This is a genomic window from Burkholderia sp. 10_S31, from assembly GCF_056930375.1.
In genome coordinates this window covers 1,366,195-1,382,217 of record NZ_JBXOWK010000001.1, presented here as the reverse complement: position 1 = coordinate 1,382,217, position 16,023 = coordinate 1,366,195, and the positions used below count along the sequence as shown (strand labels likewise).

12 protein-coding genes are annotated in these 16,023 nt (G+C 66.7%); 6 read left to right on the top strand and 6 right to left on the bottom strand.

Annotation, left to right across the window (positions count from 1 at the left end):
• The first annotated feature begins 10 nt into the window (after positions 1 to 10).
• Together AC1Z3W_RS06260 and AC1Z3W_RS06255 are read left to right on the top strand one after the other, a co-directional pair.
• Complete coding sequence (locus AC1Z3W_RS06260) at positions 11 to 1,129, top strand: acyltransferase family protein (protein ID WP_057923921.1); 1,119 nt, start codon at positions 11 to 13, stop codon at positions 1,127 to 1,129.
• A gap of 128 nt (positions 1,130 to 1,257) precedes the next feature.
• Positions 1,258 to 1,626, top strand: coding sequence for a hypothetical protein (locus AC1Z3W_RS06255; protein ID WP_483507265.1), 369 nt, complete (start codon positions 1,258 to 1,260; stop codon positions 1,624 to 1,626).
• Positions 1,627 to 1,648: 22 nt separating this feature from the next.
• On the opposite strand, the gene galU is transcribed toward AC1Z3W_RS06255, so the two are convergent.
• Complete coding sequence (gene galU / locus AC1Z3W_RS06250) at positions 1,649 to 2,536, bottom strand: UTP--glucose-1-phosphate uridylyltransferase GalU (RefSeq protein ID WP_011548079.1); 888 nt, start codon at positions 2,534 to 2,536, stop codon at positions 1,649 to 1,651.
• A gap of 229 nt (positions 2,537 to 2,765) precedes the next feature.
• Positions 2,766 to 2,909 carry a hypothetical protein gene (locus tag AC1Z3W_RS06245; RefSeq protein ID WP_006479318.1) on the bottom strand — a complete coding sequence of 48 codons (144 nt, stop codon included), beginning with the start codon at positions 2,907 to 2,909 and terminating at the stop codon, positions 2,766 to 2,768.
• 214 nt (positions 2,910 to 3,123) lie between these two features.
• On the opposite strand from AC1Z3W_RS06245, the gene AC1Z3W_RS06240 reads away from it, so the two are divergent.
• Positions 3,124 to 4,299 carry an acyltransferase family protein gene (locus AC1Z3W_RS06240; protein WP_124832383.1) on the top strand — a complete coding sequence of 392 codons (1,176 nt, stop codon included), beginning with the start codon at positions 3,124 to 3,126 and terminating at the stop codon, positions 4,297 to 4,299.
• Positions 4,300 to 4,826: 527 nt separating this feature from the next.
• Here AC1Z3W_RS06240 and AC1Z3W_RS06235 read toward each other — a convergent pair.
• Genes AC1Z3W_RS06235 through AC1Z3W_RS06225 form a run of 3 tightly spaced genes read right to left on the bottom strand, consistent with a single transcriptional unit; the run spans position 4,827 to position 10,967 of the window.
• Positions 4,827 to 7,292 carry a glycosyltransferase family 4 protein gene (locus tag AC1Z3W_RS06235; RefSeq protein ID WP_483507264.1) on the bottom strand — a complete coding sequence of 822 codons (2,466 nt, stop codon included), beginning with the start codon at positions 7,290 to 7,292 and terminating at the stop codon, positions 4,827 to 4,829.
• A complete protein-coding gene (locus AC1Z3W_RS06230; RefSeq protein WP_057924139.1) occupies positions 7,289 to 8,755 on the bottom strand; it encodes a flippase in 1,467 nt (488 codons plus the stop codon). The genes AC1Z3W_RS06235 and AC1Z3W_RS06230 overlap by 4 nt, the downstream gene beginning before the upstream one ends.
• 19 nt (positions 8,756 to 8,774) lie before the next feature.
• Positions 8,775 to 10,967: an NHL repeat-containing protein gene (locus tag AC1Z3W_RS06225; protein WP_483507835.1), complete on the bottom strand. Its 2,193-nt coding sequence runs from the start codon at positions 10,965 to 10,967 to the stop codon at positions 8,775 to 8,777.
• Between the two features lie 492 nt (positions 10,968 to 11,459).
• On the opposite strand from AC1Z3W_RS06225, the gene AC1Z3W_RS06220 reads away from it, so the two are divergent.
• The 3 genes from AC1Z3W_RS06220 to AC1Z3W_RS06210 are packed head-to-tail and all read left to right on the top strand — an operon-like array spanning position 11,460 to position 14,561.
• Positions 11,460 to 12,524: an acyltransferase family protein gene (locus AC1Z3W_RS06220; RefSeq protein WP_057923926.1), complete on the top strand. Its 1,065-nt coding sequence runs from the start codon at positions 11,460 to 11,462 to the stop codon at positions 12,522 to 12,524.
• A gap of 35 nt (positions 12,525 to 12,559) precedes the next feature.
• On the top strand, positions 12,560 to 13,606 hold the full coding sequence (gene gmd, locus AC1Z3W_RS06215; protein ID WP_057923927.1) for a GDP-mannose 4,6-dehydratase: 1,047 nt from the start codon (positions 12,560 to 12,562) through the stop codon (positions 13,604 to 13,606).
• A complete protein-coding gene (locus tag AC1Z3W_RS06210; RefSeq protein ID WP_057923928.1) occupies positions 13,593 to 14,561 on the top strand; it encodes an NAD-dependent epimerase/dehydratase family protein in 969 nt (322 codons plus the stop codon). The genes gmd and AC1Z3W_RS06210 overlap by 14 nt, the downstream gene beginning before the upstream one ends.
• Before the next feature lie 97 nt (positions 14,562 to 14,658).
• Here the strand turns inward: AC1Z3W_RS06210 and AC1Z3W_RS06205 are convergent, their stop codons facing one another.
• Positions 14,659 to 15,852, bottom strand: a complete 1,194-nt coding sequence (locus tag AC1Z3W_RS06205; RefSeq protein ID WP_057924140.1) for an O-succinylhomoserine sulfhydrylase — start codon at positions 15,850 to 15,852, stop codon at positions 14,659 to 14,661.
• Positions 15,853 to 16,023 lie beyond the last annotated feature (171 nt).

The following is a 16,023-nucleotide window of genomic DNA, read 5'->3' as shown; positions in this document are numbered from 1 at the left end:
GGATGCCTCCATGCGCGAAGTCAGATACGTCAAAGGACTCGACGGCCTGCGAGCCATCGCCGTCATCCTCGTTTTCCTGTCCCACAAGGGCCACGTCCTCGCTGTCGACGTGGGCAAGCTCGGTGTGTGGACGTTTTTCTTCATCAGCGGATTCCTGATCGTCGGCGAGCTGCATCGCAACCGTCAGGCGATCGAGCGCGGCACGATGACGCGCCGTCACGCGCTGGCGCTGTTCCTCGCGAAGCGCGCGCTGCGGATCTTTCCCGTCTACTACCTGCTGCTCGCCGCGCTCGCGATCGCGCACGCGCTGTTCTACCAGCGCGGCGTCAATCTCGGGCTCGCGTGGCACGCCGCGTTCCTGTCGAACTACTGGATCGGCGTCGTCAAGGACGGCTGGCCGGGCTCCACGTCGCACTTCTGGAGCCTCGCGGTTGAGCAGCAGTTCTATCTGATTGCGCCGCTCACGCTGCTCGCGGTGCCGGCCGCGCGCCACGTCGCGCTCGGCGTCGCGGCCGTCGCGCTGTGCGCGCTCGCGCATCTCGTGCTCTACGCGGCCGACGCATCGCCGGTGCTGATCTACGCGTTTTCGCCGTGGAACTTCGCACTGATCGCGCTGGGCGGCGTCGGTGCGATGGCGCTGGCCGATCGCGGCCCGGCCGTCGTCCGCCGCATTCCGCCCGGCTGGCTCGGCGCCGCCGGCGTCGTGTTCTTCCTCGCGCTGCCCGCGTTCACGACGCTGCCGGACGTCGTCACGGGGCTCGCGGATCTCGGGCTGTCCGCGTCGCTCGGCACGCTGATGCTGTGGATCGTCACCGAGCCCGACCATCCGGCCGTGGCGCTGCTCGACTGGGCGCCGCTCGTCTATCTCGGCACGATCAGCTACGGCTTCTACCTGTTCCACAACCTGATTCCGGCACGTTTCGGCGAGATGCCCGCGCTGTTCGCGCACGTGCCGATGCCCGGAATCGTGCGCGAAGCGCTGCCCGAACTGCTGCAGTTCGCACTTGCCGTGCTGCTTGCGCATCTGTCGTGGCGCTATCTGGAAAGACGCCTGCTCGACTTCAAGAAGCCGATCGCCGCGATGCTGGCGCGGTACTTCGTCGCGCGGCCGAGCACGTCCCCGCGCTGAGCGGAACATCGGCACGGGCGCGACGCCACCGAACAACGTGCGCTGGCGCCGGCAATCCCGGTGCCGAAACGACGCGGCCGCCGGCCTCGTTCGTCCATCGGAAACACGCATCGCGTCGGCGGACGAACGTGCGGCTGCGGCATCGTGGCGCCGCGTCGACGTCCATTGCGAATCGACACGCTGACCAGGCATCGACGGCGGCTATCGCGACCGCAACCGCAACCGCAACCGCAACCGTCGTTCATCGTGCCGCACGCAACCGGCACGCCGGCACCGGTTTCATCGCCACGGTGCCGGGCATCCCGCGCACCGCGGTGATGCACCTGAAAACCGCATCACCGCGTGGTGGCCTGCCCAATTCGCCGCGCACGTACCGGCTCGATCCCGCCGGATGCAACGCCGTTGATCACCCGGCGTCCCGCGCCGCGGCTTCGACCACACGCAAAAAAGCCCCGGCGCACAAGGCAGCCGGGGCCAACGGAACAACCACCACCTGAAACAGCGGAGCAGCGCGTCTGCTTATGCGACAGCAGCCAGCGCGGGCAGGCAGGTACGCAGGTACGCCTCGAATTCGCGACTCACTTCCGGATGCTGGAGCGCGAGCTCGACGGTCGCCTTGAGATAGCCGATCTTGCTGCCGCAATCGAAACGCGTCCCGTAGTAGCGATACGCGAGCACCTGCTCATTCGCGAGCAGCGACTGGACCGCGTCGGTCAGCTGCAGTTCGCCGCCGGCACCCGGCTTGAGCTTGCGCAGGTGATCGAAGATCGTCGGCATGAACACGTAGCGGCCGACCACGCCGAGATTCGACGGCGCGTCTTCCGGCGCCGGCTTCTCGATGATGCCCGACAGCTTGATGATGTCCTCTTCCCACTCGCGGCCTTCGACGACGCCATACGAGCGGCTGTCCTCGCGCGGGATCGTCTCGACCCCGATCACCGAGCTGTGATAGTGGTCGAACACGTCGACGAGCTGCTTGAGCACCGGCTGTTCGCCGTGCAGCAGGTCGTCGGCGAGGATCACCGCGAACGGCTCGCCGTGCACGAGCTTCTCCGCGCACAGCACCGCATGGCCGAGGCCGAGCGCTTCCGGCTGGCGCACGTAGAAGCAGTTCACGTGGCTCGGCTTGATGCCGCGCACGAGCTCGAGCAGCTTTTCCTTGCCGCGCGCCTCGAGTTCGGCCTCGATCTCGTACGACTTGTCGAAGTGATCCTCGATCGCGCGCTTGCTGCGCCCGGTCACGAAGATCATCTCGGTGATACCGGCGTTGATCGCTTCCTCGACCGCGTACTGGATCAGCGGCTTGTCGACGACGGGCAGCATTTCCTTCGGGCTCGCCTTCGTTGCCGGGAGGAACCGCGTGCCGAGACCGGCAACGGGGAACACGGCCTTGGTGACTTTCAACATGTTCGCATCCTGATTGCGTTGACTGCGCCGCGTCGTCCTGCGACCCGGCGCGATTGTTTTCCGAACGGCATATCGAGAATCGACGGTACGGCCAATTCCACTCCGCTCATTTTTCGATATGGACCGATTGCCCATGTTTCCGGAAAATAGATAATCCGCGAAACCGGTCGATATTGCCGAGCCGATTACCGAAACAGAAACAAATTACCGATTTTCCAGATACAAATTCTTACGATTCGAATTCCTCGATATACGGGACGCCGCCCCGTTCGAGACCCGGGCGAATCGGCTCGTTCTTCAGCGCCTCGCGGTACGCCGACAGCACGGCCATGACCAGCAGTACTGCCGCGCTCGCGATCCAATGCATGTCCATCTTGCCGCTCCTTGCATCAATCAACTGGAAGCCTCAAGCTATCAGAAAAAAATCGGCAAATAATTTCGGTACCTGCGAAACCGCTTTCACGCCGGAATAAAACCACTATCTGAAATATCATTATTTCGCGGTCAGATTTTTTTATTCATTCGATCGAATTCTTGCGCATTACGATTGGACCATCCCCTTCATCCGTCGCAAGGAATCGAATCGCATGCAAGCTTTCAGCGGATCGTCTTTGACCGCGCCGCCCGTCGCCGACCACAAGGAACACGTGATCGACGCGATGCGCGGGTTCGCGGCGCTGCTCGTCGCCTATTTCCATTGCCGCCAGGTCGTCTGGGTCGGCATGCAGAGCTTCCATCGCGCTTACGGTCATGCGCTCGACCCGAGCGCGATCGTCGGCTATCTGACCTTCCCGTTCGCGTGGGGGTCTGCGGGCGTGCCGATCTTCTTCGTGATCAGCGGCTATTGCATCCACCGCAACGCGGCGCTCAAGCTTGCGGCCAACCCCGCGTACCGGCTCGACGCGCCGAACTTCTGGGCGCGCCGCTTTGCCCGCATCTACCCGGTGCTGCTCGCTGCGTTGCTGTTCACGCTCGCGATGGACGCGGTCAGCCTGCAGATCGCGCCCGTCAGCCACAAGATCCGCGATGTCGGCCTCACCGCGTTCCTCGTGAACCTGTTCTCGCTGCAGGGCGTCGCCGGCTACACGTACGGGTCGAACGGCGCACTGTGGACGCTGTCGCTCGAAGTGCAGTTCTATGCGGTCTACCCGCTGCTGTTCGCGTTGCGCCGGCGCATCGGGATGCCGGCGATCGTCGCGGCCGTCGCGCTCGTCAACGTCGCGTCGGCCTGGCTGCTCGAACGGCACGATCTGCAGTTCTTCACGTCGTACTGGCTGTCCTGGACGATCGGCGCGTGGATCGCCGACGTGCGCGCGCAGCCGGCGCGCGACCCGGCCGCCGTGCCGTCGCGCGCGTGGTACCTCGCGGCCGCCGTGCTGCTGGCCGCGGGCTGCGGCGCGTTCCATTTCGGCCAGTACGGCGCGTTCCAGCTGTGGGCGGCCGGCTTCGCGTGCTTCCTGTACCGTGCGCTAGCCTGCCCGCCGCGCCCGACGCCGCTGCTGCGCGTGCTCGGCTGGTTCGGTGACTTCAGCTATTCGCTGTACCTCGTCCACCTGCCGCTGTTCGTCTGCCTCGGCTCGGTGCTGTTTCATTCCGAGCTGCAACTGTCGATCTGGCCGTCGTTCGCGTTCATGGCCGCCGCGATTCCGGTCGCCTACGTGTTCTACCGGCTGTTCGAACGCCCCGCGATGATGTGGTCGGCGAGCCTGAAACCGACGCGCACCGCTCGCGTCGTCGCACCGGCACCCGAACGGGCTGTCTGAGCGGCACCGTTCCCGCGCTCCCTGCCCCCGCCCGGCGTCACGCTGCGCGGGGGCATTTTCATGGGCGGGACGGGCGCGGGGATCCGTTTGCGTGCCGCGAGGCGGCAGGCACCCGGTACGGCAGCAGGCAAGTCGGGCGTAGCGGCCGTCCCGGCGGCGGCTCTATCGTCGGCATCGCCCGCCCCCTCGCCAGCTCACGGCATGACCGCACGGCGCCGCTCATGGCGTTCCGTCGAGCAATTCCGGCCCGGTCGGCGGCCACGCTTCGTGCTTCGTGCTTCGTGCTTCGTGCTTCGTGCTTCGTGCTTCGTGCTTCGTGCTTCGTGCTTCGTGCTTCGTGCTTCGTGCTTCGTGCTTCGTGCTTCGTACGCCGTGCGCCGTGCCCCAACGCATCATCGGCCCATCCAGACGCCCCTCGCCCGACCGCGCGACTTGGCGCCCGCCCATCCAAAAGCAAAGCCCTCATGCAGCACAACACCGCATGAGGGCTCGTTTCCCGGCGCATGGCGCGTCGGTTCGCGCCGCGCCTACCGTTTCTTCGCCTTTGCAGCCTTCGCCGTATCCGCGAGGATCTTCTCGACCCGCTCCACATAGGTTTCGGTGCCGAACCGGCGCACCGCGGTCGCCCGCCCGCTCGCGACGAGCCGCTCGCGCAGCGCCGCGTCGTGCTTCAACCTGCCCAGCGCATCGGCCAGCGCGGCCGCGTCGCCCGGCTCGCAGAGCAGCCCGTTGTCACCGTCCTCGATGATCTCGACGACCCCGCCCGCGCGGGCCGCGACCACCGGCCGCCGCGCGAGCATCCCCTCGACGATCACCCGCCCGAACGGCTCGGGCGTGATCGACGTATGCGCGACCACGTCGACCGCCTTCATGCACGCGGCCACGTCGCGCTGGAACCCGAGGAAATGGACGCGGTCGTCCATCCCGTGACGCGCAACGATCTCGTGCAGCTGCGCCGCGTATTCATCCTCGCCGAACAGCGGCGCGCCGACCAGCACCACGTGCATGTCCGGATGGCGTGCCGCTGCCTCCAGCAGCAGGTGCTGCCCCTTCCAGTGCGCGAGGCGGCTGAACGACCCGACCAGCCATCCCTGCTCGGGCAACCCGAAGCGCGCGCGCAGCGCGGCCTGGCTGGCATTGTCCAGCGCGTCGAACGGTTCGGCCGAAATGCCGTTGAACACGACGTCGACGTGCTGCGGCGTGAAGCCCGTCAGCGCGCGGAACGCCTGCGCGGATGCATCCGAGTTCGCGATCACGCGCGTGACGCCGAACCGCGCGCAGTACTTGATCGCCATCAGCTGCTTGCTGCCGAAGTGGTCGCCGCTGACGATGTCGCGCAGGTGCCAGACCACCGGCTTGCGCGCGAGCCGCCCGGCCAGCGCCGCGACCACCATCGCACGCTGCGTATTCGCGTAGATCACCTCGGCGCGGCGTGCACGCCGTGCGACGTCGCGCACCATGCCGACGAGCCGCTTCAATGCGCCGGCCGACACGCCGCCCTGCTTGCGCACGCCGGCGAGCTCGCCCTGGTCGAGCACGTCCACGCGCGCGCCGATCTCGTCGAGCGCCGCGCGAAACGGGCCGTCGTCGAACAGCAGCACGTCGGCGTTCGCACGCATGTGCTTCATGATTTCCAGCAGCGACAGTTCCGCGCCGCCGAGCACGCCGCTCTGGTCCAGCACGAGCGTCGCCGGGCCGCGCGCGGCCGGCATCGGCGCGACGGCCGTGCCGCGCTGCGCGGTCGAGCCGGGCAGTGCCGCCTCCACATAGTCGAGAAAGCGCCGCCGGAACGTGTCGGCGGAGAAGCGCTCCGCGTTCGCGCGGCACGCGTGCGGCGTGAAGCGCTGCGGCGCGCGCTCGAAATCGTCGACCGCCGCGACGATCGCGTGCGGCGTCTGTTCTTCGAAGAACAGCCCGGTCGGGTTCGCGTGCGAGTGCGGCTCGAGCACGGTCTCGAGCGCGCCGCCCTTGCCGTACGCGATCACGGGCGTGCCGCACGCCTGCGCCTCGACCACCGAAATCCCGAAATCCTCCTCGGCCGCAAACACGAACGCCTTAGCGCGGCGCATCCGGTCGTGCAGCACCGCAAACGGCTGGTAGCCCATGATCTCGACGTTCGGGCCGGCCTTCGCGCGGATCTTCTGCATCTCCGGGCCGTCGCCGATCACGACGAGCTTGCGCTCCGGCGTGCGCGAGAACGCCTCGACGATCAGGTCGATCTTCTTGTACGGCACCATCCGCGACGCGGTCAGGTAGAAATCGTCCTTCATCTCGTTCAGCGAGAAGCCGTCCACGTCGACCGGCGGGAAGATCACCGCCGCGTCGCGGTGATACACCTTGCGGATGCGTCGCGCGATGAACGCGGAGTTCGCGACGAAGCCGTCCACCGCGTTCGCGGTGCGCGTGTCCCAGTTGCGGATGTAGTGCAGGATCATCCGCGCGAGCAGCGATTTCGGCCCGTGCGTGAGGTTCGACTGTTCCAGATACTGGTGTTGCAGGTCCCATGCATAGCGGATCGGCGAATGCACGTAGCTGATGTGCATCTGGTCCGGCCCCGTCAGCACGCCTTTCGCAACGGCATGGCTGCTGGAGATCACGAGGTCGTAGTCCGACACGTCGAGCTGCTCGATCGCGAGCGGCATCAGCGGCAGGTAGCTGCGGTACTTGGTGCGCGCGAACGGCAGTTTCTGGATGAACGAGGTCGTCACCGGCTTGCCGCGTACGAACGCGCGATCGTCGAGAAAATCGACGAGGCTGAACAGGTCCGCGTCGGGAAAGCACGCGACGATCTGTTCGAGCACGCGCTCGGCGCCCGCATACGTGACGAGCCAGTCATGGACGATCGCCACGCGCAGCGGGCGCGCCGCATCGCGCGCACCCGCCTGCCCGGCCGATTCGGTCCGGCGCAGCGCGGCGGCGGCGTCGGCTTCGGCCACGGCGGCATCGGCCGTGGCGATGTTCAGGATGGCGTGTTCCGCCAGATCGCGATTCATATCGTTTTCCTCGCATTGAGACGGACGAACAGGTCGCGCACGAGCGCGCGCAGTCCCGGCGTCATCGTGAGCGACCACGCAAGGTTCAGCACCAGCACGACCGCGCAAAGACCGATCGACTCGCCGAGCCCCGACCACGCTTGCGCGAGAAACAGGCTCGCGAGCAGGAAGGCGAGATGCGCGAGCATGTCGAGCACGATGGCGCGCATCCGGATCGCCGACAGGTAAAGCAGCACGCCGTAGTCGACCAGCGCGCGCGTCGCGACGACCACGGCCGCGCCGATCAGCCCGAAGTGATGAATGCCGAACCACAGGCCGCCGACGAAGAACGGCATCTCGATGAGCCCGGCGAACGCCGCGCGGGCCGGATTGACCTGCGACTGGATCAGGATCCGCGTGACGCTCGCCTGGCCGACGAGCCACACGCTGATCACCAGCACGCGGCCGACCGGCGCCGAATGCGCGGCGAGATCGGGGCCGACCCACAGCGTGAGGAACGGCGCGAGCGCGAAGATCGCGACGATGCCGACCGGCGTGAACACGCCGTTCAGGAATTCGAGCGACTGGCGCGCGAGCGTATCCGCGTGATCGCGGCCGACCGCCGACAGGCGCGGGAACAGCGTGCGCACCAGCGCGTTCGGCAGCATGTTCAGGCGCGTGACGAGGTTCTGCGGCACCGTGTAGTAGGTGACGAACTTCGCGCCCATGCCGGCGCCGAGCATCACGCGATCGAGCGTGTCGGCGATCATGCTCGCCGTGCTCGCGATCAGCATCCAGCCGCCGAAGTTGAACAGTCCTTTCGCGGTGCCCCATTGCGGCGGGTCGATGTGCCGGATCCCGAGCACCTTGATGCTCGCGTGACCGAGCATCACCGCCGCGATCAGCCGCGCGACGACCGCCGCGGCCAGCACCGTCTGCAGGTTCGGCGCGATCCACCACGCGGCGCCAAGCGGCAGCAGCTGGAACAGGAACGTGCCGATCGTCTGGTTCGTGTTGAACACGCCGAACCGCTCGGCGCCGTTGATCGCGCCGGCAAACACCCACGACACGTTCGCGAGCGGAATCGCGAGCGCGAGCCACGGCAGCGCGAGATACACCTCGTGCTGCATCGCCGCCGACACCTTCGTGAAATACGCGGTGTAGACGAACGCGCCGAAATAGATCAGCAGGCCGCCGGCGATGCCGGTGCCGAGGTTCAGCCAGAACGCGCTCCAGAAGACACGCGCGCTTTCGTCCGCGTCGCCGCTCGCGAGCGCCTTCGAGATGTGGTTCTGCGCGGCCATGCTCATCCCGAGATCGAGGATCCCGAAATAGCCGATCAGCGTCCACACGAGACTGACGACACCGTAGCGTTCGACGCCCAGCGCGTGGATATACGCGGGCACCGTGACCAGCGACACGAAGGTCGGCAGGATCAGCCCGATGAAGTTGATCGAAACGTTCTTGAGTATGCCTTTGTCCATGCTTTTGCCCATGGGCCTGTTACGGTTTCCAGCGGTACATGAGCACCTTGCCGCGTGCGTCTTCCTCGACGAACACCAGGTATTCGCCGTTCTCGCGCCGGAACGCGCTGATGCCGAACGGCACGTCGACCCAGCCCGACGCCTTGCCGACCTCCGCGCCCGGGCTCATTACGCCGACTTCCTTGCCGGATTCCTTGTCGTACACGTGGATCTTGCCGACCGGCTCCACCGTGAAGATGTAGCGGCCCTCGACCGTGATCCCGATGAGGTCGAGGATCGGCTTCGCGTCGAGCTGCCACGGCAGCGCGACCTTGTAGCGGACCACCGGCGAGCCGGTCGACCACTTGTCGAAGCGCACCAGCACGCGTCCGACTTCCTTGTTGATGCCCGGCTGCGGAGGCGCGTCGGCCGTGTAGCCCGTCACGTACAGCGTGTCCGTCTGCGGTTCGTAGATCGCGCGGCGCAGCTGCGTGAACGGCTGCGGCATCGGATAGGTCGTGACCTTGTCGTACGAGTAGATCGGGTTGCCGGCCTTGTCGACGCCGCCGTAGCCGAAGCGATGGATCCCGCGCACGTCGCTCGTGCGCCAGATGTCACCCTTCGTGTCGACCCACCAGCCCCAGCCGCCCGCTTTTGCCTTGCCGGTCGTGTTGATCGTGAATTCGTCCGCGTCGAGCCGGCCGTTGCCGTTCGCGTCGCGCCAGATCCAGTCGCCGCCTGGCGGCTTGTTCGGCACCTTGTCGACCGGCCGCGCGCGGCCCGCGATCAGGCCCGACGGAATCGCGACCTCGCCGTCGCGCTTCGCATCGAAGCGGTAGATCTTCAGGTGATCGGCATACATGTCGGTCAGGTACAGGAACGTGCGGCCGTCGACGCGCCGCGCGAACGGCATGCCGGGATACTGGTCCGTGTGGAACACGGGATCGTCCGGATACTTGAAGCGGTTCGACAGGAAGCCGGCGTATTTCCAGTCCTGGCCGGGCGGCTTCGACAGGTCGAGCTCGAAGCGCTTGTTGCCCGTGTACACGCTGTTCGGCCGCGCGGGGTCGAGCCATGCGCCGTCGACGAACAAGAGCCCCTGCACCTGCCAGCGCAGCTTGCCCTCCGGCGTATAGCTCTCGAGCACCGCGCCAAGCCCCGCGCCGATCGTGTCGTGACGCGGTCCGATGCCGTTCATCGACACGTACACGTTGCCCGCGCGATCGACGCCCACGCCCGTCAGCCCGTTGAAGCGCTGCGGCCCGGGGCGGCCCGGCACCGGACCCGCGAAAATGCCGCCGCGCTCGCCGAGCGTGCTGGACGGCGCATAGCCCTTGCCGCCTTTCGAGAAGATCAGCACCTGCTGGCGCGGACCGTTGTCCGCCACCAGCACGCGTCCTTTCGCATCGACTGCCACGTCCACCGCTTCGGTGCCGTCGGGCAGCGCGGGCGCGTCGTCGAGCTTGCGGCCGTCAGCGCGCACGTGCACGAGATGCGCGGGCCCGTTGATCGTATCGATGAGCAGCCACAGCGTGCCGTCGCCAGCGAGCGCGATGCGGCCCGGCTCGTGCGCATTCCACGTGCCCTTCTTCTGCATCGTCTCGGCGTCGTACACGTCGACTTCGTCATGCGCCGGATTCGTCGCGAACAGCGTCTTGTCGTCGGCCGCGAGGCCGCCCACTTCCGCCTTCAGCTCGCCCACCTCCGACCGCGCGGGCGCCGCCACCTCGTTCATCATCATGAAGCTCGCGGCCATCCGCGCACGGCCGGCATCGGCACGCCCGCCGGGCGCGACCTGCGGCGCCGCGCGAAACGGCGCCGGCTGCTTCATGTCGCCGATCGCGCGCCGCGAGATGCCGTACCACTGCTTGCCCTTGTCCGGCCAGATGCCGGGCGACTGCAGATGGCCGCGCTCGTTGCCGACGCCGATCGCGACGTACGCATATTTGCTGTTCACCGCGACCGCGTTGCCGCCGAGGTTGCCCCAGCCGTGCGTGCCGCCGGCGAAGCCGAGCATCTTCCCGTCCTGGTAGACGCTCGCCTCGGCGCCGCTCTCGTCCCACGGCGCGTTCGTATACACCTTGCCGTCGGGCGTCACCGCGATCGCGCGGATGTCGATCTGCGTCCAGCTGCCGTCGCCATAGCCGAACGTGTTGCCGATCCACGATGTGGTCGCGGGCAACACGGTTTCAGCCAGAGCGGCGCTCGCGGACAGCGCCGCGCATACCGTCATGCCAACCAGAATCAGACGTCGCAAATGCGCTCTCCAGACTCGATACGGAAGCGACCTGCACCGCGGCGTGCTGCCTGCCCGGATGACCTGTCGCGTGTGGGTTTCAAACGTCGCGAGGCAGGTTACAAGCAAAAATAATCACAAGAAATTTGGAAATATTTGGGGATGTTTCTGCTTGAAATATCGAACCGGAACAGCAGAAAATAGGCCGGGCGAAGCGGAAATAACGACCGCTTTTCACGCAACGATCCGTAGAAAATGCCGCTCCGGCCCGCCCGACGGGCATCTGGCCTGCAAACCTTTCATGTCGTGATTGAAACGACCGGCATTTGAATGTTTTCAGCCGGATAAATGACATGCGTTTTTTTGCCGATTTCTTTTCCCTAGAATCGATTTCGACTCAATATTTCCCTTTAAACGCATGCATTACGTTCACGCATCGGATGCGCGGCGCGCCACGGCATCGGCTGCGCGTCGCGAAGGAGCGGCGCGATGACGGGCATCTCGCGCACCGCCGACCTCGCCCCGCCGCAACACGGCCGCATCGTGCAGCTCGACGGGCTGCGCGCGATCGCCGTCGGCGCCGTGTTCCTGCAGCACGCGCTGAAGGCGCCGCTGTGGATGGGTGTCGACCTGTTCTTCGTGCTCAGCGGCCTGCTGATCACCGGCATCCTGCTCGATCGCAAGGCGCGCGGGCAGTCGTACTTCAGCCACTTCTACGCGCGCCGCGTGCGCCGGATCCTGCCGCCGTACGTGCTGCTGCTCGTCGTGTCGACGCTGCTGTTCGGCGCGAGCTGGCTGCCGCACTGGCCGTGGTTCGCGTTCTTCTCGACCAACATCGGGCTGTCGCTCGGCAGCATCGGTCACGACAGCCTGAACGTGCTGTGGTCGCTCGCCGTCGAGGAGCAGTTCTACATCTTCTGGCCGTTCGTCGTGCTGTGGTGCTCGGAGCGCGTGCTGCTGTGGGTCGCCGCCGCGCTGATCGTCGCCGCGCCCGTGCTGCGCGCGATCGCGACGCCGTGGTTCGATTCGTTCTGGCCGATCTACTACTTGACGCCGTTCCGGATGGACCTGCTCGCCGCGGGCGCGCTGCTCGCGATCGTGCTGCGCCGCGACCGGCGCGCGCTCGAGCCGTTCTATCCGCTCGCGATCGTCGGCGCGCTCGTGTCGCTCGCGATCCTCGGCTGGCTGCACCTATCGTTCCCGCGCTTCCGCGCGGCGAACACGCCGATGTCGAATGCCGCGCTCTACAGCATCTCGCTGCTGCTGTGCACGTCGATCGTCGTGATCGCACTGCGCGGACGCGGCCTCGTGCAGCGCGTGCTGACGAACCCGTTGCTCGTGTACGTCGGCACCGTCAGCTACACCGTCTACCTGATTCACCTGAGCGTGCTGTACGCGCTGTGGCCGTTGCACCTGAACCGCTTCGTCACGGCCGCGCTCGCACTCGCCATCACGCTCGTGTACGCCACCCTGAGCTGGTACGGCTTCGAGCGGCGCCTGACACGCGGCCCCGCACGCAGCACGGTGCCCGCCGCCGCGCGCACGACCGCCTGACTTTCTCAATCCATCGTTTCGACCAGGACATTGCCATGAGCCAAAACCGCAAGAAGGCCATCATCACGGGGATCACGGGGCAGGACGGCGCCTACCTGACCAAGCTGCTGCTCGACAAGGGCTACGAGGTCACGGGCACCTACCGCCGCACCAGCTCGGTGAACTTCTGGCGCATCGCCGAACTCGGCGTCGACACGCACCCGAACCTGTCGCTCGTCGAGCACGACCTGACGGATGCCGGCTCCAGCCTGCGGCTGCTCGAACGCACCCAGCCCGACGAGCTGTACAACCTGGCCGCACAGAGCTTCGTCGGCGTGTCGTTCGACCAGCCGGCGACGACCGCCGAAGTCACGGGCATCGGCCCGCTGAACCTGCTCGAGGCGATCCGCGTCGTGAGCCCGAAGACGCGCTTCTACCAGGCGTCGACGTCCGAGATGTTCGGCAAGGTGCAGGCGATCCCGCAGACGGAAACGACCGCGTTCTACCCGCGCAGCCCGTACGGCGTCGCGAAGCTGTACGCGCACTGGATGACCGTGAACTACCGCGAGTCCTACGACCTGTTCGGCTGCAGCGGCATCCTGTTCAACCACGAGTCGCCACTGCGCGGCCGCGAGTTCGTCACGCGCAAGATCACCGACACCGTCGCGAAGATCAAGCTCGGCAAGGCGACCAAGCTCGAGCTCGGCAACCTCGACGCGAAGCGCGACTGGGGCTTCGCGCTCGAATACGTCGAAGGGATGTGGCGGATGCTGCAGGTCGACGAGCCCGACACCTACGTGCTCGCGACCAACCGCACCGAGACCGTGCGCGACTTCGTGCGGATGGCGTTCGCGGCCGCCGGCTACCAGATCGAGTGGACCGGCAAGGGCGAGCAGGAACGCGGCCTCGATGCGTCGACCGGCAACGTGCTCGTCGAAGTGAACCCGAAGTTCTACCGCCCCGCCGAAGTCGACCTGCTGATCGGCTGCGCCGACAAGGCCAAATCCAAGCTGGGCTGGGCGCCGGAGACGACGCTCGAACAGCTCTGCCAGATGATGGTCGAAGCGGATCTGACGCGGAATCGACACCATGACACGTACTGAAGCCGGACGTCCGTCGCGCCGTGCATTCGTCACGGGCCTGACGGGCTTCACCGGCCGCTACATGGCGCAGCGCCTCGAAGCGGCCGGCTACGACGTGTGGGGCACCATCGCACCCGGCGCGGCGCGGCCGGACGATCCGGCGTTCGCGAACTGCACGCTGCTGCCGGTCGACCTGCTCGACACGAACGCGATGCGTGCGGCAGCCGCCGATGCGCGGCCCGATGCGGTCGTGCATCTCGCCGCGCGCGCACATGTCGCGCAGGACGAACCGTCGCAAACCTACGCGGTCAACATCGTCGGCACGCGCAACCTGCTGGCTGCACTCGCGGGCCTCGATCGCCGTCCGTCGGCGGTACTGCTCGCCAGCAGCGCGAACATCTACGGCAACTCGACGGCCGGCGTGCTCGACGAGACCGTCGCGCCCGCGCCCGCGAACGACTACGCGGTCAGCAAGCTCGCAATGGAATACGCGGCGAAACTGTGGGCCGACCGGCTGCCGATCGTGATCGCGCGGCCGTTCAACTACACCGGCGTCGGCCAGGACGACGCGTATCTGCTGCCGAAGCTCGTGTCGCACTATGCGCGCAACGCGCCGCGCATCTCGCTCGGCAATCTCGACGTGAGCCGCGACTTCTCCGACGTCCGCGACGTGACGGCCGCCTACCTGAAGCTGCTCGAAGCGGCACCGGCCGGCGAGACGTTCAACGTCTGCTCGGAGCGCGCGTATTCGCTGAAGGAAGTGCTCGCGATGCTGTCGCGGATCGCCGGCTACGTGATCGACGTGACGATCGATCCGCGCTTCGTGCGGCACAACGAAGTAAAGAGCCTGAGCGGGTCGCGCGACAAGCTGCGGCGCGCGGTGGGCGAACTGCCCGTGACGCCGCTCGACGACACGCTGCGCTGGATGATGGAAGCAATGCGCGCGTCGCCGGAGCGGCTCGCGCAGGCCGGCTGATTCCGGCAACGCGCGTTCGTTGCCCGCCAAAAGACGACGGGCCGCCCGGTCGAGCGGCCCGTCGTCATGTCGGCCGTGAAAAAACCAGCCGCCGTGCTCAGCCCTCGAGGCCGCGCGCGAGATCGTTGCGCAGGTCGCCCGCGTTTTCCAGGCCGACCGCGAGGCGGATCAGCCCTTCGGTGATCCCCGCGGCCGCACGCGCTTCCGGCGTGATGCGCGCGTGCGTCGTCGTCGCCGGATGCGTGATCGTCGTGCGCGTGTCGCCAAGGTTGCCGGTGATCGAGATCAGCTTCGTGCTGTCGATCACGCGCCACGCGTTCGCGCGCTGCTGCTCGGGCGTGTCACCCTTCAGCTCGAACGACACGATCGCGCCGCCCGCCTTCTGCTGGCGCTTCGCGAGCGCATGCTGCGGATGCGATTCGAGCCCCGGATAGAACACACGGGCGACGGCCGGATGCGAATCCAGCCAGCGCGCGATCTCCAGTGCGTTCGCCGACTGCTTCTCGACGCGCAGCGACAGCGTCTCCATCCCCTTCAGCAGCACCCACGCGTTGAACGCCGACAGCGTCGGGCCCGCGCTGCGCACGAACGGGAACACCTTGCCCATGATGAACTCCTTCGAGCCGACCAGCGCGCCGCCAAGCACGCGACCCTGGCCGTCGAGGAACTTCGTCGCCGAGTGCATCACGACGTCGGCGCCGAGCTTCAGCGGCTGCTGCAGCACCGGGCTGCAGAAACAGTTGTCGACGACGAACAGCGCGTTCGCGGCCTTCGCGATCTTGCCGATCGCCTCGATGTCGGCGAGTTCGGTCAGCGGGTTCGACGGCGTTTCGAGGAAGAACATCTTCGTTTCGGGCCGCACCGCTTCCTGCCACGCGTTCAGGTCGGTCGGATCGACGAAGGTCGTCGTGATGCCGAACTTGCTGAAGATCTGCGAGAACATCCCGAGCGTCGAGCCGAACAGGCTGCGCGAGCTGACGAGGTGATCGCCCGCCTGCAGCGCCGACATCACGACCGACATGATCGCGGCCATGCCCGACGCCGTCGCGATACAGGCCTCGCCGCCTTCGAGCGCGGCGAGACGATCCTGGAACATGGTAACGGTCGGGTTCGTGAAGCGCGAATAGGTGAAATAGTCTTCCGAATTCGCAAAGCGCTCGGCTGCCTCGGCCGCGCTCGTGAAGCAGAAGCTCGACGTGAGGAACAGCGCTTCCGAATGCTCGTTGAAGTCGCTGCTGCGCAGCGTGCCCGCGCGCACGGCGAGCGTGTCGAAATTGAGGGAGTCGTCCATGTTCCGTTTTCCGTATTCGAGGGCCGCGCCGAGGATCATGCATCGGGCGCGCACCCAGCCACAAATCAGGCCAAAACAAAAAGCCCGCTATGCGTCGGCATCAGCGGGCTTCGGTGCGGTACGACAGCGATCGACTCGGGCCGGCTGTCGCCGGCCTTCGCTTTAGCTGTT